The organism is Streptomyces sp. CNZ287 (assembly GCF_007827615.1).
The window spans coordinates 12,435-31,792 of sequence record NZ_VISV01000021.1 but is presented as its reverse complement, the minus strand read 5'-3'; the positions used below and the strand labels follow the sequence as shown (position 1 = coordinate 31,792).

Below are 19,358 nucleotides of genomic sequence, written 5' to 3'. Positions count from 1 at the left end.
GGGTCGATGAGGCTGCTGCTCGTCGAGGACGACGACCACGTGGCCACCGCGCTCTCCGCGGTGCTGGCCCGGCACGGCTTCGAGGTGGGCATGGCCCACAGCGGCCAGGAGGCGCTGCAGGAGCTGCTGCACAGCGAGCTGGCCCCGTTCGACGTGGTCCTGCTGGACCTGGGGCTGCCCGACCAGGACGGCTTCGAGGTGTGCGGACGTATCCGCAAACTGACCGGCACTCCCGTGATCATGGTGACCGCGCGCTCCGACGTCCGGTCCCGGATCCACGGGCTCAACCTGGGTGCCGACGACTATGTCGTCAAGCCGTACGACACGGGCGAGCTCCTCGCGCGCGTGCACGCCGTCGCCCGGCGCACGGCGGCGGCGGAGCAGGAGCCCGCCGCGGGGCCCGGCGGCGCGGGTCCTGCCGCGGCCGGCGAGCGGACCGACGAGACCGCGGCGCCGCTGGTCGTGGGCCCCGTGACGCTGGAGCCCCACTCCCGCAGGGTCAGCGTCGGCGGCGCGGAGGTGCAGCTCACCCGCAAGGAGTTCGACCTGCTCGCGCTGCTCGCGGCGCGCCCCGGGGTGGTGTTCCGGCGGGAGCAGATCATCAGCGAGGTGTGGCGCAGCAGTTGGGAGGGTACGGGCCGGACCCTGGAGGTCCACATCGCCTCCCTGCGCAGCAAGCTCGGCCTGCCCGCGCTCATCGAGACCGTGCGCGGCGTCGGCTATCGCCTCGTGCCCCCGCCGGGCGGCTGAGGCCCTCTCCCCATGCGTACCCGTCTGCTCCCCCTGCTCATCGTGCTCATGGCCGGCATGCTGCTCGCGCTCGGCTTCCCGCTGGCCGACCGTATCGCCGGGCAGGAGCAGCAGCGCGTGATCGTGGACCGGATCGACGACACCGCCCGCTTCGCATCCCTCGCGCAGTACGTCGCCTCCCGCAACGAGGCCCGTCCCCCGAGCGAAGACGAGCGGCTGCGCGCGCTCCAGGAGGAGCTGCACCGGTACCACGACCTCTACGGCATCCGCGCCGGCGTCTACTACCGCGACCGCTCCGCGATGGCCGCCGCCCCCGCCGGCTGGCGGGCCATGGCCCGCGCCGAGGGGGACCGGGCCTTCTCGGAGTCCCTGGCGGGCCGCCGCAGCCACGACCCCCCGCAGGTCTGGCCCTGGCAGGACGACCGGCTGACCGTCGCCTCCCCGGTCGTACGGGACGGGGACGTGGTCGCCGTCGTGGTCACCGACTCGCCCACCGGGGCCATGCGCTCGCGCACGCTCACCGGCTGGCTCTGGCTCGGGGCCGGCATCGCCGCCGCGATGACGGTCGCGGTGGCGGCGGCGTACCGGCTGACCGGCTGGGTGCTCAGGCCCGTGCGGGTGCTCGACAAGGCCACCCACGACATCGCCACCGGCCGGCTGAAGTCCCGCGTCGCCGCCGCGGGCGGGCCGCCGGAGCTGCGCCGGCTCGCGGGGTCCTTCAACGAGATGGCGGACAACGTCGAGAGCGTCCTGGAGCAGCAGCGCACCTTCGTCGCGGACGCCTCCCACCAACTGCGCAACCCGCTGTCCGCGCTGCTGCTCCGCATCGAGCTGCTGCGCCTGGAGGCGCCGCAGGCCGCGGCCGAGATCGATTCGGTGCAGGCGGAGGGCACCCGGCTGGCCCGGGTGCTGGACGACCTGCTGGACCTGGCGCTGGCCGAGCACTCCCCCGCCGACCTGCGGGTGACCGACGTGGCCCGGCTGGCGGCGGAGCGGGTCGCGAGCTGGCGCCCGCTGGCCGAGGGACAGGACGTACGGCTGTTCCTGTCCGGCGCCCCGGCCGTGACCGGCTGGGCGGACGAGGTGGCGCTGTCCAGCGCGCTGGACGCGGTGGTCGACAACGCCGTGAAGTTCTCGCCGCGGTGCGGCGAGGTGGAGGTGCGGGTGGACACGGCAGGCGACGAGGTGACGGTCGCCGTCGCCGACCGCGGGCCGGGGCTCACCGACGAGGAGCTGGGCCGCATCGGCGACCGCTTCTGGCGCAGCGGACGGCATCAGAACGTCTCCGGCTCGGGTCTCGGCCTGTCCATCGCCCGGGCGCTGCTGGCGGCGGGCGGGGGACGTATCTCGTATGAACGCAACGAGCCGGAGGGGCTCCGGGTGACGATCGCGGTGCCGCGCACGGGGCCGGAGGGCGGCGTGCGGGAGGGCGGTTAGGGCGCGCGGGGTGCGTCGCCGGCGTCCGCGGGCTCCCGGCCGGGGTTCGCGCCGGGTGGTGCGCCGGGGTGGCGCAGCAGTGCGCGGATCCGGGTCAGCCGGGCGGGGCCGCGGCGGCGCAGGGGGCGCTGCTCCTGGACGCGGGCGTCGACCTCGTAGCGGCGTACGTACGCGGAGAGGAACGCCTGGAGCGTCGCCGTCGCCGGGATCGCGATCAGCGCGCCCACCGCGCCCAGCAGCGCGGCGCCCGCGATGACCGAGCCGAAGGCCACGGCGGGGTGTATGTTCACCGTCTTCGCGGTGATCCGCGGCTGCAGCAGGTAGTTCTCGAGCTGCTGGTAAAGGATCACGAACCCGATCAGCCACACCGCCGTCCACGGCCCGACGGTGAACGCCAGCAGGATGGGCAGCGCTCCGGCGATGTACGTGCCCACGGTCGGCACGAACTGCGAGACCACCCCCACCCATACCGCGAGCGCGGGCGCGTACGGCACGTCCAGCAGCAGCATCGCGATGTAGTGGGCGATGCCCGAGACGATGGCCATCAGGCCGCGCGAGTAGAGGTAGCCGCCGGTCTTGGCGACCGCGATCTCCCAGGCGCGCAGCACCTCGGCCTGCCGCGCAGGCGGCAGTACGGAGCAGATCGCGCGGCGCAGCCGCGGCCCCTCGGCGGTGAAGTAGAAGGCGAACAGCACCACGGTCAGCGCGGTGAAGAGGCCGCCGAGGACGGTGGTGGAGATGCCCCAGACGTTGTCGGCGCTGCGCTGCAGGTAGTCGCGTACGACCTCGGACTTCAGGAAGTCCTGCTGGAGGTCGTCCACGCGCAGCTCGGTGCCGAACTGCTCGTTGATCCACTCGACGAGGGACTCGACGTAGGCGGGGAAGTTCTCGACGATCAGCCGGACCTGGTCGGCGACCAGCGACCCGAGGGCGGCGACGAACGCCGCGGCGGCCGCCAGCACCCCGAGGAAGACCAGCGCGGTGGCGGCGCCGCGGCGCATGCCGCGGGCGGCGAGCCGGTCGACGGCGGGCTCGCAGGCCAGCCCGATGAAGAAGGCCACCAGGATGTTGAGCAGCAGCCCGTACAGCTCGTGGAAGGCCCACTCGGCGACGTGGAAGCAGGCGAAGAGGCCCAGCGCGAGGACGATCGCGCGGGGCAGCCAGGGGGGCATGCGCTCGCGGGGGCTCGCGGGCGGGGTGCCGTCGCCCGGGGGCGTGCCGGGCGTGGACGGGGCGTCCGGGGCGGTGCGGGCGTCCGGGACCGGTGAGGTCTCTCGTGCGCGGGCGGTGCCGTCGGAAGCAGCCGATGATGCAGCCATGGACGAACAGTCTGGCCGACGTCCGCCGCGGCGGCGTCAGCGCATCTCCGCCGGGATGTCCATTGCCGCGCACACCCCGCGCCAGACGTCGCGCGCGTCCCACCCCGCGTCCAGCGCCTCGCGGACCGTACGCCCGCCCAGCTCGGACATCACGTGGTCGCGGGCGAAGGAGTCGACGTAGGGCTCGCCGAAGTAGTCGCGCATCCGCTGCCAGAAGACCGTCAACCGCATGCGTCCATTATCCCGCGCGTACGTGCACGTGAGAGTGCTCCCGGCCCGTTGGCCTCCCGGTCGGCCCCGCCGTGCTCGTAACGTCGCCCCATGGCTGACTCCCCGCAGGTCCGCGCCGCAGAGTTCATCTGGCTGACCGCCCGTGTACTGGAGCAGCGCCGGTTCGCGCACCACTTCGTGCCCGGCGCCGCCGACGCCGACGGGGTGGAGAAGGCGCTGGAAGCGTACCGGAACGCCGACGGCGGCTACGGGCACGCTCTCGACCCCGACCTGCGCGGTCCCGGCAGCCAGCCGCTGCACACGGCGCACGCGCTGCGGATCCTCGACTCCCTCGGCCGCTGCACCGGCCGCCGCGCGGAGGACGTCTGCCGCTATCTGACCGCCGTCTCCAACCACGACGGCGCCCTGCCCGCCGTGCACCCGTCGCTGCGCGGCTACCCGGCCGCGCCGTGGCTGCCGGTGCCCGCGGACCCGCCGAGCGCGCTGCTGACCACCGCGCCGGTCGTGGGACTGCTGCACCGCAACGACATCTGGCACGCCTGGCTCTTCCGCGCCACCGACTTCTGCTGGCACGCCGTGGAGACGCTGCGCGGCAGCCGTCCGTACGAGGCGGAGGCCGCGGTCGCCTTCCTCGACCACGTGCCCGACCGGCGGCGCGCCGAGGCCGCCGCGGACCGCCTGGGCCGGCTGGTGCGCGCCGAGCGGCTGGTGCTGCTGGACCCGGCCCGGGCGGACGCGGAGCCGGCCGCGGAGGGCCGCGCGCCGGGCGAGCACCACCACCCGCACGACTTCGCCAGGCGGCCGGCGTCGCTGGCGCGGCGGTGGTTCAGCGACGCGGAGATGGAGCGGTCGCTGGACTTCCTGGCGGCGAACCAGCGGGCGGACGGCGGCTGGCCGGTGGCGTGGCGGCGCTGGTCGCCGGGGGCGGAGCTGGAGGCGCGGCCGCTGGCGACGCTGGAGGCCCTGCTGACGCTGCGGGCGTACGGGCGGATCTGACGGCGTACGGGCGGCGCGCGGGTGGTGGGGGCGCAACGGGCGGGCAGGGGCGTGCGGCGGAGGCCGGGGCGTGCGGCGGAGGCCGGGGCGTGCGCGGGCACCGGCCCTTGCCGGCCCGCGCACGCCCCGGGGCCGGTCAGCCGGCCACGGCGCGTACCGCCGCGGTCACGACCACCGCGGCGGCCACCACGACCAGGAACGGCGCCCGCAGCAGCAGCGCGGCGCCGGCCGCCGCCAGTCCCGCGGCGCGGGCGTCGAGGACCAGCGCGGTGCCGTCGGCGAACGTCTGCTGCGCGGTGAGCGCCGCCAGCAGCGCGACGGGCAGCAGGGCGGCCAGGCGCCGGACGAGCGGGCGCTCCAGGGCGCCCGAGGGGACGGAGAGGCCGAGCAGCTTGACCGCGTAGCAGCCGGCGAAGGTCAGCCCGATCGCAAGCCAGGTGGTCATGCGGCACCCTCCGCCTCGCGCGCGTCCGCGCCGTCCGTGCGGTCCGTACCGTCCGGAGGGTCACCCGGCGCGCGCCCGCGCGTGCGCCTCCCGTGCAGCGCCAGCACCAGCGGCCCCGCCAGCGCGGCGACCAGCACCGGCGTCCCGGGGGGCAGCTCCGGCAGCGTGCCGAGGACGAGCGCGACCGCGACGAGGGCGGTGGCCCGCTCCACGGTCCCGGTCAGCATCGGCCCCACCAGCGCCAGGAACACCGCGGGCCCGGCGGCGTCCAGGCCCCAGGCGGCGGTGTCGCCGATGGCTTCGGCGCCGAGCACGCCGACGAGGGTGGTGACGTTCCAGCAGACGTAGAGGGTGAGCCCGGTGACGGCGAAGCCGATGCGCTGGGCGCGGCGGGTGGGCTGGGCGATGGTGACGACGGCCGTCTCGTCGATGACCCACTGGGCGGCGAGCGGCCGCAGCGCCCGGGGCAGCCGGAGCATGGGCGCCAGGCGCAGCCCGTAGAACGCGTTCCGTACGCCGAGGAAGAAGGCCCCGGCCGCGGCGGCGAACGGGCCGCCGCCCGCGGCTACCGCACCGGCGAGGGCGAACTGCGAGGCACCGGTGAAGATCAGCAGGCTCATGGCGCACGCCTGCGCGGCGCTGAGCCCGGCGCCGGCCGCGGTGACGCCGAACGCGAACCCGGAGAGCCCGACGGCGACCCCGACCCCGAGGCCGTCGCGCAGGGCGGCGCGGTCCTCGGGCGCGGGATCTGCGGTGGGCGGAGGCTGTGCTTCTGTGGCCATGCGCCGGACGTTATGCGGCTGGGGTCCGACCGGTCTTGTACGTTCTTGCGCGACCCCGCCCGCCCGGACCCGCCCACGCGACCGCGTGACGCACAGTCCCGCGCCACCCGTCCCGCTCAGCCCGCCCGCTCCCGCTGGTACGCCCCCGGGGGCACGCCCACGATGCGGGTGAAGTGCCGGTTCAGATGCGGCTGGTCGGTGAACCCCACGGTCACCGCCGCCTCCGACGGCCGCAGCCCCTCGTCCAGCAGCCGCCGCGCGCGCCGTACCCGGGCGTCGGTCAGCCAGCGGTGCGGCGGCGTGCCGTACGCCTCCTTGAAGGCGCGCAGCAGCGCGAACGGTGACGTGCCCAGCTCCGCCGCCAGCGCCTCCAGCGTCGGCGGCGCCGCCATCCGCTCGTACAGCACCGCCCGCGCCCGCGCAGCGGTCCGCGCGCCCGCGGACGCCACCACGCGCCCCGGGAGCCGCGCGCCGTGACGGCGCAGCAGGCGGGCCAGCACGACGCGCAGCACGCTGTCGGCGGCCAGCGGGTTGTCCTCCTCCGCGGCCCGGTGCACCTCGGTGATGAGGCGGGCGCCGCCGGGGTCGTCGACCATGGTCTCGCCGAAGCCCGCGGTGCCCCCGATGGCGGTGACCTCGGCCGCCACCTCGGCGACCAGGCCCGAGGTCGGGTAGAGCGTCGCGTACGACCAGCCCTCCGCGGCGCCCGCGCGGGCCGTGTGCGGCACCTCGGGGTTGATCATGACGACGGTGCCGGGGCCGGCGAGGAGCGTGCCGTCCGGCATGCCGACGGCCTCCACCCCGGCGGTGACGGCGCCGAAGACGTAGCCGTCGTGGGAGTGGGTGGGGAAGGTGTGCCCGACGTAGCGGGCGCGCAGCAGGTCGAGGCCGGGCAGGCTGGTGCAGCGCCAGTGCCGGGCCCACTCGCGATCGGCGTCGCCCGACGCCCGCGCCGTACGCGACCCCATGGGGACAAGTGTGCTGGGTGTCAGTGGTCGGGTGCACGATGGTTCACATGGCGAGATCGGTGCTGGAGACGTTCGACCCGGCGACGCGGGCGTGGTTCGAGGGCGCCTTCGCCGCGCCCACGGCGGCCCAGGAGGGTGCCTGGCGGGCGCTGGGCGAGGGCTCCGACGTGCTGGTCGTGGCGCCCACGGGGTCGGGCAAGACCCTGGCGGCGTTCCTCTCCGCGCTCGACGGGCTGACGTCCGCCCCGCCGCCCGCGGAGGCGCGCAAGCGCTGCCGCGTGCTGTACGTGTCGCCGCTGAAGGCGCTGGCCGTGGACGTCGAGCGGAATCTGCGCAGCCCGCTCACGGGCATCCGCCAGGAGGCGGTCCGCCTCGGCCGGCCGGAGCCGGAGGTGCGGGTCGCGATCCGCTCCGGCGACACGCCCGCGGCCGAGCGCCGCTCGATCGCCAACCGTCCGCCGGACATCCTCATCACCACGCCCGAGTCGCTGTTCCTGATGCTCACGTCCGCCTCACGGGACGCGCTGGCCGGCGTGGAGACCGTGATCCTGGACGAGGTGCACGCCGTGGCGGGCACCAAGCGCGGCGCCCACCTGGCCCTCTCCCTGGAGCGGCTGGACGAGCTGCTGCCGCGGCCCGCGCGCCGCATCGGCCTGTCGGCGACGGTCCGGCCGGTGGAGGAGGTGGCGCGGTTCCTGTCCCCCGGGCGGCGGGTGGAGGTCGTACAGCCGCCTTCGGAGAAGCGGTTCGACCTGTCGGTGGTCGTGCCCGTCGAGGACATGGGCGAGCTGGGCGGCTCGCCAGCGCAGGACGACGGCGCGGGGGGCGACCGGCCATCCATCTGGCCGCATGTGGAGGAGCGGATCGTCGACCTGGTGGAGAAGCACCGTTCGACGATCGTCTTCGCCAACTCGCGCCGGCTCGCGGAGCGGCTGTGCAACAGGCTGAACGAGATCGCCTACGAGCGCGCGGCCGGCGAGCCGGTGGCGGAGGACGCGCCGCCGCCCGCCGGGATCATGGCCCAGTCCGGCGCGGCGCAGGGCGCGCCCGCGGTGATCGCCCGCGCGCACCACGGCTCGGTCTCCAAGGAGCAGCGGGCGCAGGTGGAGGAGGATCTGAAGGCCGGGCGGCTGCCCGCGGTGGTCGCCACCTCCAGCCTGGAGCTGGGCATCGACATGGGCGCGGTGGACCTGGTGGTGCAGGTCGAGTCGCCGCCGTCGGTGGCCTCCGGGCTGCAGCGGGTGGGCCGCGCGGGGCACCAGGTGGGCGCGGTCTCGCGCGGTGTGGTCTTCCCCAAGTACCGCGGTGACCTGGTGCAGTCCGCGGTGGTCACGGAGCGGATGCGCGAGGGCGCCATCGAGGCGCTGCGGATCCCGGCCAACCCGCTGGACGTGCTGGCGCAGCAGATCGTCGCGATGACGTCCATGGACGTGTGGGACGTGGAGGAGCTGCTGGCGCTCGTGCGGCGGGCGGCGCCGTTCGCGGCGCTGCCGGAGTCGGCCTTCACGGCCGTGCTCGACATGCTCGCCGGGCGCTATCCCTCCGACGCCTTCGCCGAACTGCGCCCGCGCCTGGTGTGGGACCGGGTGGCGCAGACGGTCAAGGGCCGCCCGGGCGCGCAGCGGCTCGCCGTCACCTCCGGGGGCACGATCCCGGACCGCGGCCTCTTCGGCGTCTTCCTCGCCGGGGCCGACCCGAAGAAGGGCGGCGGCCGGGTCGGCGAGCTGGACGAGGAGATGGTCTACGAGTCGCGGATCGGGGACGTCTTCACGCTGGGCACCACGTCGTGGCGCATCGAGGACATCACGCGGGACCGGGTGCTGGTCTCCCCCGCGCCCGGGGTGCCGGGCCGGCTGCCGTTCTGGAAGGGCGACCAGCTCGGCCGGCCGCTGGAGCTGGGGCGGGCGCTGGGCGCGTTCCTGCGCGAGCTGAGCGGGATGGACCGGCAAGCGGCCCAGGAGCGGCTGCGGGCGGCAGGGCTGGACGCGTGGGCCGCGGGGAACGTGATCGCCTATCTGGAGGAGCAGCGCGCCGCCTGCGGGCACGTGCCGGACGACCGGACGATCGTCGTGGAGCGCTTCCGGGACGAGCTGGGCGACTGGCGGGTGGTGGTGCACTCGCCGTTCGGCGCGCAGGTGCACGCGCCGTGGGCGCTGGCGCTCGGCGCCCGGCTCACCGAGCGGTACGGGATGGACGCCCAGGTGATGCACGCCGACGACGGCATCGTGCTGCGGCTGCCCGACACCGACCTGATGGGCCTCGACCTGCTGGACGTCGACCTGCTGGACGTCGACCCGGCGGGCGGGCGCACGGCCGCCGACGCGGCCGGGGACGACGGGCGGTCGCCGGTCGGCGCGGCCGACGTCCTCTTCGACAAGGGCGAGGTCGACCAGGTCGTCACCGACCAGGTGGGCGGCTCGGCGCTGTTCGCCGCCCGGTTCCGCGAGTGCGCGGCGCGCGCGCTGCTGCTGCCCCGCCGCGACCCGCGCAAGCGCACGCCCCTGTGGCAGCAGCGGCAGCGCGCCTCCCAACTGCTCCAGGTGGCGAGCGAGTTCGGCTCGTTCCCGATCGTGCTGGAGGCGGTGCGCGAGTGCCTTCAGGACGTCTTCGACGTCCCGGGGCTCACCGAGCTGATGGGCGACGTCGAGAACCGCCGTGTGCGGCTGGTGGAGGTGACGACGCAGGAGCCGTCGCCGTTCGCCCGCTCGCTGCTCTTCGGCTACGTGGCGCAGTTCCTGTACGAGGGCGATTCGCCGCTGGCCGAGCGCCGGGCGGCGGCGCTGTCGCTGGACTCCCGGCTGCTCGCCGAGCTGCTGGGGCAGGCGGAGCTGCGCGAGCTGCTGGACGCCGAGGTGCTGGCGGAGCTGGAGCGCGAGCTGCAGTGGCGTACGGACGACCGGCGGCTCAAGGACGCCGAGGGTGTCGCGGACGCGCTGCGCGTGCTCGGGCCGCTGACGGACGAGGAGCTGGCGGAGCGCGGCGCGGAGCCGGCCTGGGTGCGGGAGCTGGAGGGCGCGCGCCGGGCGATCCGGGTGCGGCTGGCGGGGACGGCGCACTGGGCGGCCGTCGAGGATGCCGGCCGACTGCGGGACGCGCTGGGCACGGCGCTGCCGGTGGGCGTGCCGGAGGCGTTCACCGAGCCGGTGGCGGACCCGCTGGGCGACCTGCTGGCGCGCTTCGCGCGCACGCACGGCCCGTTCACCTCCGGGCAGGCCGCGGCGCGCTTCGGCCTGGGTGCGGCGGTCACCGACGGCGCGCTGCACCGGCTGGCGGCGGCGGGCAGGACCGTACAGGGCGAGTTCCATCCGGCGGGCATCGGCCAGGAGTGGTGCGACGCCGGGGTGCTGCGGCGGCTGCGGCGCCGGTCGCTGGCCGCGCTGCGGGAGGAGCTGGAGCCCGTCGCCCCGGCCGCGCTCGCCGCGTTCCTGCCGCAGTGGCAGCACCTGGGCACGCACAGCCTCCGCGGTCTGGACGGCCTCGTCCGGGCGGTGGAGCAACTGCAGGGCGCGCCGGTGCCGGCGTCGGCGCTGGAGAAGCTGGTGCTGCCGTCGCGGGTCGCGGGGTACGTACCGACGATGCTCGACGAGCTGACGAACTCCGGGGAGGTGGTCTGGGCCGGCGCAGGCGCGCTGCCCGGCAAGGACGGCTGGATCTCCCTGTACCCCGCGGACTCCGCCCCGCTGCTGCTGCACGAGCCGCATCCGCTGGAGGTCACGCCGCTGCACCAGGCGGTGCTGGCCGCGCTGACCGGCGGGTACGGGCTGTTCTTCCGGCAGATCGCCGAGCAGGTGCGCGCGACGCACCCGGACGCCACCGACGCGCAACTCGCCGACGCCGTCTGGGACCTGGCCTGGTCCGGGCGGCTGACGAACGACACCCTGGGACCGCTGCGCGCCCTCCTCGGCTCGGGCCGCACCGCGGGCGCCACCGCGCACCGCGCGAAACGGCCCACGCCGCGCGGGCGTTACGGCAGCCTGGCGGTCGCGGGTGACGCGCGCACGGCGTCGCGGAACGGGCCGCCGACGGTCTCCGGCCGCTGGTCGCTGCTGCCCGAGCGCGAACCGGACACCACGCACCGCGCGCACGCGCTGGCCCGCACGCTGCTCGACCGGCACGGGGTCGTCACGCGCGGCGCGGTGGCGGCGGAGGGAGTGGAGGGCGGCTTCTCCGCGGCGTACCGGGTGCTGTCGGCGTTCGAGGAGACGGGTCAGGCCCGCCGCGGGTACGTGGTGGAGGGGCTGGGCGCCGCGCAGTTCGCGATGGACGGCGCGGTGGACCGGCTGCGGGCGGTGGCCACGTCGCGGGAGCGCGGGGCCGTGGAAGCCGCGGCGGCGGGGCAGGCAGGGCAGGCGGGGGACGACGGTTTCGTGGACGAGGAGGGGCCGGCCGGTCCGTACGGCGGGCACACGCTGGGCGGCGGCCGCCCGCGCGGCGGCGGCCCCCGGCCGTACGGCGCCGGTGGGGCCGGGCGCGGCGGGCAGCGGGCGCTGGTGCTGGCCGCGGCGGACCCGGCGAACGCGTACGGGGCGGCCCTGCCCTGGCCCGAGCCCCCGCCCGGCACGACGCACAAGCCCGGCCGGAAGGCCGGTGCGCTGGTGGTGCTGGTGGACGGCGACCTCGCGCTGTACGTGGAGCGCGGCGGCCGCACGCTGCTGGCCTGGCCCCCGGCGGACGACCCCCGCCTCGCCGCCGCGGCCGATGCGCTCGCGGCGGCGGCCCGCGGCGGCGCCCTGGGCCGTACGGCAACGGTGGAGCGCATCAACGCGACCGCGGCCCTGGACTCCCCCCTGGGCACGCTCCTGGAGCAGTCCGGCTTCCTGGCCACCCCCCGGGGCCTGCGCATCCGCTCCTGACGGCGAGAGCGGGGTGCGGCGGCCGGACCCGACCGGACCCGGAGCCGGCCACCGGCCCCCGCCGTACCCGGGCGCTCCGGGCCTACTCCACCTGCCCGTTCAGATACGCCAGCACCGCCCGCACCCTGCGGTTGTCGTCATCCGACGGGGGCAGGTCCAGCTTCGCGAAGATGCTCGTCGTGTACTTGCTCACCGCGCCCTCGGAGAGGAAGAGCTGACGCGCGATCGCCGTGTTCGAGCGGCCCTCCGCCATCCCCGCCAGCACCTCACGCTCCCGCGGCGTCAGCCGCCCCAGCGGCTCGTCCCGCGCGTTGCTCGCCAGCAGCTTCGCGATGACCTCCGGGTCCATCGCCGTTCCGCCCTCGGCCACCCGCCGCACCGAGTCCACGAACTGCCGCGCCGCGAACACCCGGTCCTTCAGCAGGTACCCCACCGCCCCGCGGCCGTCCGCCAGCAACTCCCGCGCGTACAACTGCTCCACGTGCTGCGACAGGATCAGCACCGGCAGGTCGGGACGCTCCCGGCGGGCCGCCAGCGCCGCCTGCAGCCCCTCGTCCGTGAACGTCGGCGGCAGCCGGATGTCGACCACCGCCACGTCCGGCCGCTCGGCGCGCAGCGCCGCCAGCAGCTCGTCCCCGGACTCGACCGCCGCGCAGATCTCCATGCCGTGCGCCTGGAGCAGCCGCGTCAGCCCGTCCCGCAGCAGGTACTGGTCCTCCGCCAGGACGACTCGCACTGTCCCGCTCCTCTCCGCCCCGTCACCCGGGACGGCCGCGCGTCCCCCCGTCAACACCGCTGCGCCGAGCCGGTCTTCCGCCACCGCCGCAGCAGCGGCGGCACCCCGCTCAGACCCAGCGCCACCATCGCCAGCACCGTCGGCCAGCGCAGCGGCTCCGGCATGTACAGCGCCAGGAACCACGACCTGTTGTCCGTGCCGAAGATCAGCAGCAGCCCCGCGACCAGCCCCTGCGGGAACAGCGCGACGGAACACAGTACCGGTGCCAGCGCCGTCAGCCACAGCTCCCCGCGCCCGGCCGCCGCTCCCCGCGCCGCACCCGGAGCGGCGTCGTCCGGCTCGCAGCACTCCTCCCCCAGCGGGCACGGGATCTCCACCACGACCGTCGTCGGCCCGCCCTCGGGGCTGCTGATCGCCAGCACCCCGTCGAACGGCTTGATCCGCCGCTCCACGCCCCGCAGCCCGCCACCCGTCACCGGCAGCGCGCCCCCGCGCCCGTCGTCGGTGACCGTTGCGCGCAGCACGCCGTCGCGGTGCCACAGGTCGATGTCCACCCGGTCCGCGCCCGCGTGCTTGCCCGCGTTGGCGAGGAGCTCCGCCACCGCGAAGTACGCCGCCGACTGCACCGGATCCGGCAGGCGCCCGCGCAGGTCGACCTCGACCCGTACCTCCAGCGCGCTGTCCAGCGCCAGCGCCCGTACGGCGTCGCCCAGCCCCCGCTCCGCGAGCACCGGCGGGTGGATGCCCCGTACGAGACCGCGCAGCTCCTGCAGCACCATGGACGACGACTCCTGTGCCTGCCGGAGCAGCGCCTTCGCCGCCGCCGGGTCGTCGTCGACCAGCTCCTCCGCCGCCGAGACCGTCATGCCGAGGGCGACGAGCCGGGCCTGCGGCCCGTCGTGCAGATCCCGCTCGATGCGCCGCACCTCCGCCGCCTGCCAGTCGGTGGCCGCCGTGCGCTTCCGGTCCAGCTCGGCGACCTGCAGCGCCAGCTCGGACGCCCGCGTCGGCGCCAGCAGCATCCGCGTCCAGCGCGCGTGGAGCGCCATCGACCGCGGCCCGGCCCACAGCCCGAGCGCGAAGAGCGCCGCGCCCACGGGCACGAGCGCCAGGGCGGTGCCCTCCGAGGCGACCTCGACGCCCGCATAGTGCCCGAGGGTGTCCCCCGGGTAGGACGGGTCCCACAGCAGCGGCAGCGCCATGCCGGCCAGCCCGTAGCCGACGGCGAACAGCGGCAGCGCCGCCATCGCGAACCCGACGACCGGGTCGGCGACCAGCCACAGCGTGTCCCGCCAGGTCGCGCGGTCGGAGAGCAGCCGGTGCACGCGCTCGAAGAACTCCGGCAGGGCGGGGCTGCGGTAGCTGATGCCCAGATGCCGGTAGCGCCCGTCCGGACCGGGCCGCGGATGCGGCGGCGCGGGCAGGTACGCCGTGGGGATCGGGCGTCCCGTCCAGCGGCCGTGCACGGCCCGCGCCAGGTTGGCGACGCCGCGGGTGAGGCCGACGGCCCAGGGGAAGACGAACATCAGCCCCAGGCCGAAGGCGAGCACCAGCGAGGCGAGCATGACGGCCTGCACCAGGGTCACCAGCGGGGCGAGCGCCACCAGCACGAGGGCGCGCCCCAGCGCGGTCGCGTACCGCCGTGGCCTGCCCATCCCGCCTCCTGCTTCCGTCCTCATCATGCCGCCCATCGTGTCCCGGGCGGCACCCCGGGCACCGCCCCCGCAGACCCCGGACCAGGGTGGGCCTATCCCCACCCGGTACGCCGGGGCCGTACCCCCCGCGCCTGGCACGATGGGGTACGTGCCCGAAGGAGACACCGTCTGGCGCACCGCCCGCCTGCTGCACGAGGCGCTGGCGGGCCGCCGGCTGACCCGCTGCGACCTGCGCGTGCCCAAGCTCGCCACGGCCGACCTCACCGGCCGCGAGGTCACCGAGGTCGTCCCGCGCGGCAAGCACCTGCTGACGCGCGTCGAGGGCGGCCTCACGCTCCACTCGCACCTGCGGATGGAGGGTGCCTGGATCACGTACGCGGACGGGGAGCGGTGGCGCGGCGGGCCGGGCCACCAGATCCGCGCCGTCCTCGGCAACGCCGACCGCACCGCGGTCGGCTACCGCCTGCCCGTGCTGGAGCTGCTGCGCACCGCCGCCGAGGACCGGATCGTCGGCCACCTCGGCCCCGACCTGCTCGGCCCCGACTGGGACCCGGCCGAGGCGGAGCGCCGGCTGCTCGCCGACCCCGCCCGCCCGCTCGGCGATGCCCTGCTCGACCAGCGCAATCTCGCCGGGATCGGCAACGTCTACAAGTCGGAGCTGTGCTTCCTCGCCGGCGTCAGCCCGTACGCACCGGTCGCCGCGCTCCCCGAGCCCGCCCGGCTCGTGGCCGCCGCACGGCGGCTGCTGGAGGCGAACCGGGACCGCGTGGCCCGTACGACGACGCCCTCCCGGCGCCCCGACCGGCGGCTGTGGGTCTACGGCCGCGGCGGGCGGCCGTGCCTGCGCTGCGGGACGGCGGTGCGCAAACGGGCGCAGGGGGAGACGGCGGACGAGCGCGTGACGTACTGGTGCCCGCGCTGCCAGCCGGGCGGGTGACCGCGGCCACGGCCCGTACGCCCGCGCACGCAAGCCGAGAGCCCGGCTCCGCCGACGGCGGACCGGGCTCTCGTGCCAGGCTCTCTACGCTCAGGCCGCGACGGGGTCGGGCTCTTTCGGCGCCTTGATGGTGACTCGCTCGTCGGGCATTCCCGTCACCGAGGTCACGGTGAACGACCGCACAGGGGCGGGAATCGGCTCGGTGGCCGCCGCGGACTGGGCCAGCTCCGCGAGGGCGAGCTCGCCGCTCACCTCGCGCATCAGCTCGGACATCCGGACGTCCAAGGCTTCACAGATGGAGTTCAGCAGCTCGGAGGAGGCTTCCTTCTGACCGCGCTCGACCTCCGACAGATAGCCGAGGGAAACACGTGCTGACGAGGAAACCTCGCGCAGCGTCCGGCCCTGGCGCTGTCGCTGCCGGCGCAGCACGTCACCCAGCAGGCGACGGAGCAAAATCATGCGTGGCTCCCTCCTAGGACCTCGGATCCGGATCCTCTCTGCTCCACCGTACCGCCTCGGACCGTGACAGTGCGGCGACGGAAGTCATCTTCACCGTTCGCCAAGCGAGGAATACGGGGCCTCCTGATCAGGATTTTCCGGGTATTTCCGCCCGTCTTGCCCCTTCGGTGCCGCGTCCAGATGCCGCCGGAGGAGCGTCAGCGCCTCCCCCACGGCCGCCGTGCGGATCTCCGTGCGAGAGCCCGTCAGGTTCAGCGACCGCGTCTCGGTCCGCCCCTCGGGACCGGCCACGGCCACGAAGACGGTACCCGGCTGCTGGCCGTCCTGCGGATCGGGTCCCGCGACGCCCGTCGTCGCCACCGCCCAGTCGGCGCCGAGCCGCCAGCGCACCCCGGCGGCCATCTGCCTGGCGACCTCGCCGTCGACGGCGCCGCGCTGGGCGAGCAGCGAGCTGTCGACGCCGAGCACGTCGCGCTTGAGGTCGGTCGCGTACGCGATGACGGCGCCCCGGAACGCCTGGGAGGCGCCGGGCACCGCGGTGATCTCGGCGGCGAGGAGGCCGCCGGTGAGGGATTCGGCGACGGCGAGGGTGACGCCGCGCTCCTCGCACAGGGCGAGCAGGCCGGCCGCGGCCCCGTCGGTGTTCTGTGTGGTCACTGGACTCTCTGCTCCCGTTCGGCGGCCAGCCCCCTGCGGCGGAGCACGATCGCCTGCTTGACGTAGTCCAGGCCGGTCGCCACGGTCAGGACCACGGCCGCGGCCATGATCCAGAAGCGCAGCGTGGCGAGCGGTCCGGTGAGGGTGAGGATGTACATGCCCACGGCCACGCCCTGGGCCAGGGTCTTGAGCTTCCCGCCCCGGCTGGCCGGGATCACACCGTGCCTGATCACCCAGAACCTCATGAGGGTGATGCCGATCTCCCGCGCCAGGATCACGATCGTCACCCACCAGGGCAGGTCGCCCAGCGCCGACAGGCAGATGAGCGCGGCACCCATGATCGCCTTGTCGGCGATGGGGTCGGCGATCTTGCCGAAGTCGGTGACGAGGTCGTAGCGGCGGGCCAGCTCCCCGTCGAAGAGGTCGGTGATCATGGCGACCGTGAAGGCGGCCCATGCGAACGAGCGCCAGGCCGGGTCATGGCCGCCGTGGGCGGCCATGAGCAGCACGAACGCCGGTACGAGCAGCAGCCGCACCATGGTGAGGACGTTGGCGATGTTCCACAGACCGGCCTGGCCGACGGCCGGGGCGGGGCTCATCTCGCGGCCTCCTCGGCCGGCTCCCCGGGCCGCCGCCGATCGGGCTCACCTATCGGCTCCGCCACCAGGTCCACGCCTTCGCTCGCCACCACCTTGGCGGTGACCAGCGCCCCCGGCGCCGCCTGCCGCGCGGTCCCGCCGGCCAGCAGCGTCACGCCGTCCGTCTCCGGCGCCTGGTGCGCCGCGCGGCCGGCGACCTCCCCGGCGTCCGCGACCGGGTCCGCACCGGGCTCCTCCACCGCGTCCACCAGGACCCGTACCGTCTCCCCCACCCGCTCCTCGGCCCGCTGCGCCGTCAGTTCCTCCGCCAGCCGCGTCATGTGCGCCAGCCGCTCCGCGACCGCCTCCGGCGCGACCTTCGACCCGTACGTCGCGGCCTCCGTGCCCTCCTCGTCGGAGTAGCCGAAGATCCCCACGGCATCGAGCCGCGCGGCGGTGAGGAAGCGCTCCAGCTCTTCCACGTCCCGCTCGGTCTCGCCCGGGAAGCCGACGATGAAGTTCGACCGCGCGCCCGCCTCCGGCGCCCGGGAGCGGATCTCCGCCAGCAGTTGCAGGAAGCGCTCGGTGTCCCCGAAGCGGCGCATCGCGCGCAGCACTTCGGGGGCGGCGTGCTGGAAGGAGAGGTCGAAGTACGGCGCCACCTTCTCCGTCGACGTCAGCACGTCGATGAGCCCGGGGCGCATCTCGGCGGGCTGCAGATAGCTGACCCGGATCCGCTCGATGCCGTCCACGGCGGCAAGTTCGGGCAGCAGCGTCTCCAGCAGCCGCACGTCGCCGAGGTCTTTGCCGTACGAGGTGTTGTTCTCGGAGACGAGCATGATCTCCCGTACGCCCTGCCCGGCCAGCCAGCGGGTCTCGCCGAGGACGTCGGAGGGGCGGCGGGAGACGAAGGAGCCGCGGAACGAGGGGATGGCGCAGAACGTACATCGGCGGTCGCAGCCGGAGGCCAGCTTGACCGAGGCGACGGGGCCCGAGCCGAGCCGGCGGCGCAGCGGCGGCCGCGGTCCTGAGGCGGGGGCGACCCCGGCGGGCAGGTCGGCGGGGGCGGCGGTAGCAGCGTCTGCCGGGTCTGCGGCGCCCGGGTCGCCGTGGCCCGGCAGCGCCGCCGCGCCACGGGCGGCGGCGTCCTGCCGCTCCGCGGGGCTGATCGGCAGCAGCTTGCGGCGGTCCCGCGGGGTGTGCGCGGCATGGCCGCCGCCGGAGAGGATGGTCTGCAGCCGCGCCGAGATGTCGGCGTAGTCGTCGAAGCCGAGGACGCCGTCCGCCTCCGGGAGCGCGTCGGCCAGCTCCTTCCCGTACCGCTCGGCCATGCAGCCGACGGCGACGACGGCCTGCGTACGGCCGGTGTCCTTGAGGTCGTTGGCCTCCAGCAGGGCGTCGACGGAGTCCTTCTTGGCGGCTTCGACGAACCCGCAGGTGTTCACGACGGCGACGTCCGCGGCGGCGGCGTCCGTGACGAGGTCCCAGCCGTCCGCCGCCAGGCGGCCCGCAAGCTCCTCGGAGTCCACCTCGTTCCGGGCGCAGCCAAGCGTGACGAGGGCGACGGTGCGGCGTTCTGGCATGGGCTCAGCCTACTTCGTCCTGCGCCCGCAAACCGCCGCCGACCAGCCGCCTTCCGCACGCCTGCGCGAAGCACGGAAGAACGAGGGCACGGACGTACGAGTCTTGCCGCAGGCCGGGCCCGCGCCGCCGCCCGGCGGGGCAGGTCTCAGCCCGCCTCGGGATCGCCCTTGGTGTACGTCAGCCGCTCGACCTCGCCGGGCTGGAAGTCCTCCGCGATCTGCTTGCCGTTGACGAACAGGTCGACGCCGCCGGCATTGCCGAGGACGAGGTAGATCTTCTCGCTGTCGGTGACGGTGACGGAGTCGCCCTGGGCGAGCACGCCCTCCTCCAGCTCGCGCCCGTCGGCGCCCTGCGCGGAGATCCAGCTCTGCCCGTCCGCCGCGACGATCCGCAGCGTCACCTTGTCCGGCGGGGCACCCGCCACCGCGCTGTCCGAGGGCTGCGGGCTCTGCTTGTCCTCGGCGCCGTCCTTGCCGGAGTCGCGGTCCTTCGGCTTCTCCGATCCCTGCGTCTCCCCGGCCACCGAGGAGCCGTCCGGCTCGTCCTCGTCGCCGCCGCTGAAGACGGTGAACCCCACGAAGCCGACGACCGCGACGATCGCGGCGACCATGGCGGCGGTCCAGTTGGGGCGGCGCGGCTCGGGGCGGATGCGCTCGGCCTCGAACATCGGGGCGGCGGGCGTCGGCTCGGGCCGGCCGCCGTGCTCCGCGTCGTACTGCGCGACGAGGCCCTCGGCCTCCAGACCGACCGCCCGCGCAAGGGTTCGCACATGGCCGCGGGCGTAGACGTCGCCGCCGCAGCGAGAGAAATCGTCCTGTTCGATGGCATGGATGATCGGAATGCGCACACGCGTGGTCAAGCTGACCTGTTCGACGGACAGCTTGGCATCAAGGCGGGCCTGCTGAAGTGCGCGACCGACGGAAGGGCGGTCGCCTGTGGGGGAGTTGCCGAGGGACACGTGGGCGCCTTTC

At 75.4% G+C, this 19,358-nt stretch carries 17 protein-coding genes; 5 read left to right on the top strand and 12 right to left on the bottom strand.

Going from position 1 to position 19,358, the window contains the following annotated elements; all coding sequences use genetic code 11:
- The first annotated feature begins 6 nt into the window (after positions 1 to 6).
- Together FB457_RS29485 and FB457_RS29480 are read left to right on the top strand one after the other, a co-directional pair.
- Positions 7 to 750 carry a response regulator transcription factor gene (locus FB457_RS29485; protein ID WP_047018436.1) on the top strand — a complete coding sequence of 248 codons (744 nt, stop codon included), beginning with the start codon at positions 7 to 9 and terminating at the stop codon, positions 748 to 750.
- Positions 751 to 762: 12 nt separating this feature from the next.
- A complete protein-coding gene (locus tag FB457_RS29480; protein ID WP_047018435.1) occupies positions 763 to 2,187 on the top strand; it encodes a sensor histidine kinase in 1,425 nt (474 codons plus the stop codon).
- Here the strand turns inward: FB457_RS29480 and FB457_RS29475 are convergent.
- Both FB457_RS29475 and FB457_RS29470 read right to left on the bottom strand, forming a co-directional pair.
- Positions 2,184 to 3,359 carry an AI-2E family transporter gene (locus FB457_RS29475; protein ID WP_047018434.1) on the bottom strand — a complete coding sequence of 392 codons (1,176 nt, stop codon included), beginning with the start codon at positions 3,357 to 3,359 and terminating at the stop codon, positions 2,184 to 2,186. The two genes, FB457_RS29480 and FB457_RS29475, sit on opposite strands and share 4 nt — an antisense overlap.
- A 183-nt stretch (positions 3,360 to 3,542) precedes the next feature.
- Entirely contained in the window at positions 3,543 to 3,737 is a 195-nt protein-coding gene (locus FB457_RS29470) for a DUF3046 domain-containing protein (RefSeq protein WP_027752675.1), read from the bottom strand.
- Between the two features lie 90 nt (positions 3,738 to 3,827).
- Between FB457_RS29470 and FB457_RS29465 the strand changes: the two genes are divergently transcribed.
- Positions 3,828 to 4,733, top strand: a complete 906-nt coding sequence (locus FB457_RS29465; protein WP_047018433.1) for a hypothetical protein — start codon at positions 3,828 to 3,830, stop codon at positions 4,731 to 4,733.
- A gap of 136 nt (positions 4,734 to 4,869) precedes the next feature.
- On the opposite strand, the gene FB457_RS29460 is transcribed toward FB457_RS29465, so the two are convergent.
- The 3 genes from FB457_RS29460 to FB457_RS29450 form a co-directional block, all read right to left on the bottom strand.
- Positions 4,870 to 5,178 (bottom strand): AzlD domain-containing protein, encoded by a 309-nt coding sequence (locus FB457_RS29460; protein ID WP_047018432.1) that lies wholly within the window; start codon positions 5,176 to 5,178, stop codon positions 4,870 to 4,872.
- Positions 5,175 to 5,960, bottom strand: a complete 786-nt coding sequence (locus FB457_RS29455; protein ID WP_047018431.1) for an AzlC family ABC transporter permease — start codon at positions 5,958 to 5,960, stop codon at positions 5,175 to 5,177. The genes FB457_RS29460 and FB457_RS29455 overlap by 4 nt, the downstream gene beginning before the upstream one ends.
- A 116-nt stretch (positions 5,961 to 6,076) precedes the next feature.
- Entirely contained in the window at positions 6,077 to 6,928 is an 852-nt protein-coding gene (locus FB457_RS29450; RefSeq protein WP_047018430.1) for an AraC family transcriptional regulator, read from the bottom strand.
- Positions 6,929 to 6,975: 47 nt separating this feature from the next.
- Here FB457_RS29450 and FB457_RS29445 point away from each other — a divergent pair, with 47 nt between their 5' ends.
- Positions 6,976 to 11,781 (top strand): Lhr family ATP-dependent helicase, encoded by a 4,806-nt coding sequence (locus tag FB457_RS29445; RefSeq protein ID WP_145783823.1) that lies wholly within the window; start codon positions 6,976 to 6,978, stop codon positions 11,779 to 11,781.
- An 82-nt stretch (positions 11,782 to 11,863) separates the two neighbouring features.
- Here FB457_RS29445 and FB457_RS29440 read toward each other — a convergent pair whose 3' ends face one another.
- Together FB457_RS29440 and FB457_RS29435 are read right to left on the bottom strand one after the other, a co-directional pair.
- Positions 11,864 to 12,517: a response regulator transcription factor gene (locus tag FB457_RS29440; RefSeq protein ID WP_047018428.1), complete on the bottom strand. Its 654-nt coding sequence runs from the start codon at positions 12,515 to 12,517 to the stop codon at positions 11,864 to 11,866.
- A 50-nt stretch (positions 12,518 to 12,567) separates the two neighbouring features.
- Positions 12,568 to 14,172, bottom strand: coding sequence for a sensor histidine kinase (locus tag FB457_RS29435; RefSeq protein ID WP_047018427.1), 1,605 nt, complete (start codon positions 14,170 to 14,172; stop codon positions 12,568 to 12,570).
- A 148-nt stretch (positions 14,173 to 14,320) separates the two neighbouring features.
- Here FB457_RS29435 and FB457_RS29430 point away from each other — a divergent pair, with 148 nt between their 5' ends.
- Positions 14,321 to 15,109: a DNA-formamidopyrimidine glycosylase family protein gene (locus FB457_RS29430; protein ID WP_145783822.1), complete on the top strand. Its 789-nt coding sequence runs from the start codon at positions 14,321 to 14,323 to the stop codon at positions 15,107 to 15,109.
- Between the two features lie 90 nt (positions 15,110 to 15,199).
- On the opposite strand, the gene FB457_RS29425 is transcribed toward FB457_RS29430, so the two are convergent.
- From FB457_RS29425 to FB457_RS29405, 5 genes are all read right to left on the bottom strand, one after another.
- Complete coding sequence (locus tag FB457_RS29425) at positions 15,200 to 15,568, bottom strand: helix-turn-helix domain-containing protein (protein ID WP_018838068.1); 369 nt, start codon at positions 15,566 to 15,568, stop codon at positions 15,200 to 15,202.
- 90 nt (positions 15,569 to 15,658) lie between these two features.
- Entirely contained in the window at positions 15,659 to 16,225 is a 567-nt protein-coding gene (locus FB457_RS29420; protein WP_047018426.1) for a CinA family protein, read from the bottom strand.
- Positions 16,222 to 16,824, bottom strand: coding sequence for a CDP-diacylglycerol--glycerol-3-phosphate 3-phosphatidyltransferase (gene pgsA, locus FB457_RS29415; protein WP_047018425.1), 603 nt, complete (start codon positions 16,822 to 16,824; stop codon positions 16,222 to 16,224). Before pgsA ends, FB457_RS29420 begins: the two co-directional genes overlap by 4 nt.
- Positions 16,821 to 18,386 (bottom strand): 30S ribosomal protein S12 methylthiotransferase RimO, encoded by a 1,566-nt coding sequence (gene rimO / locus FB457_RS29410; RefSeq protein WP_078898466.1) that lies wholly within the window; start codon positions 18,384 to 18,386, stop codon positions 16,821 to 16,823. Before rimO ends, pgsA begins: the two co-directional genes overlap by 4 nt.
- A 146-nt stretch (positions 18,387 to 18,532) precedes the next feature.
- Positions 18,533 to 19,345 (bottom strand): helix-turn-helix domain-containing protein, encoded by an 813-nt coding sequence (locus FB457_RS29405; RefSeq protein WP_047018424.1) that lies wholly within the window; start codon positions 19,343 to 19,345, stop codon positions 18,533 to 18,535.
- Positions 19,346 to 19,358: the final 13 nt, after the last annotated feature.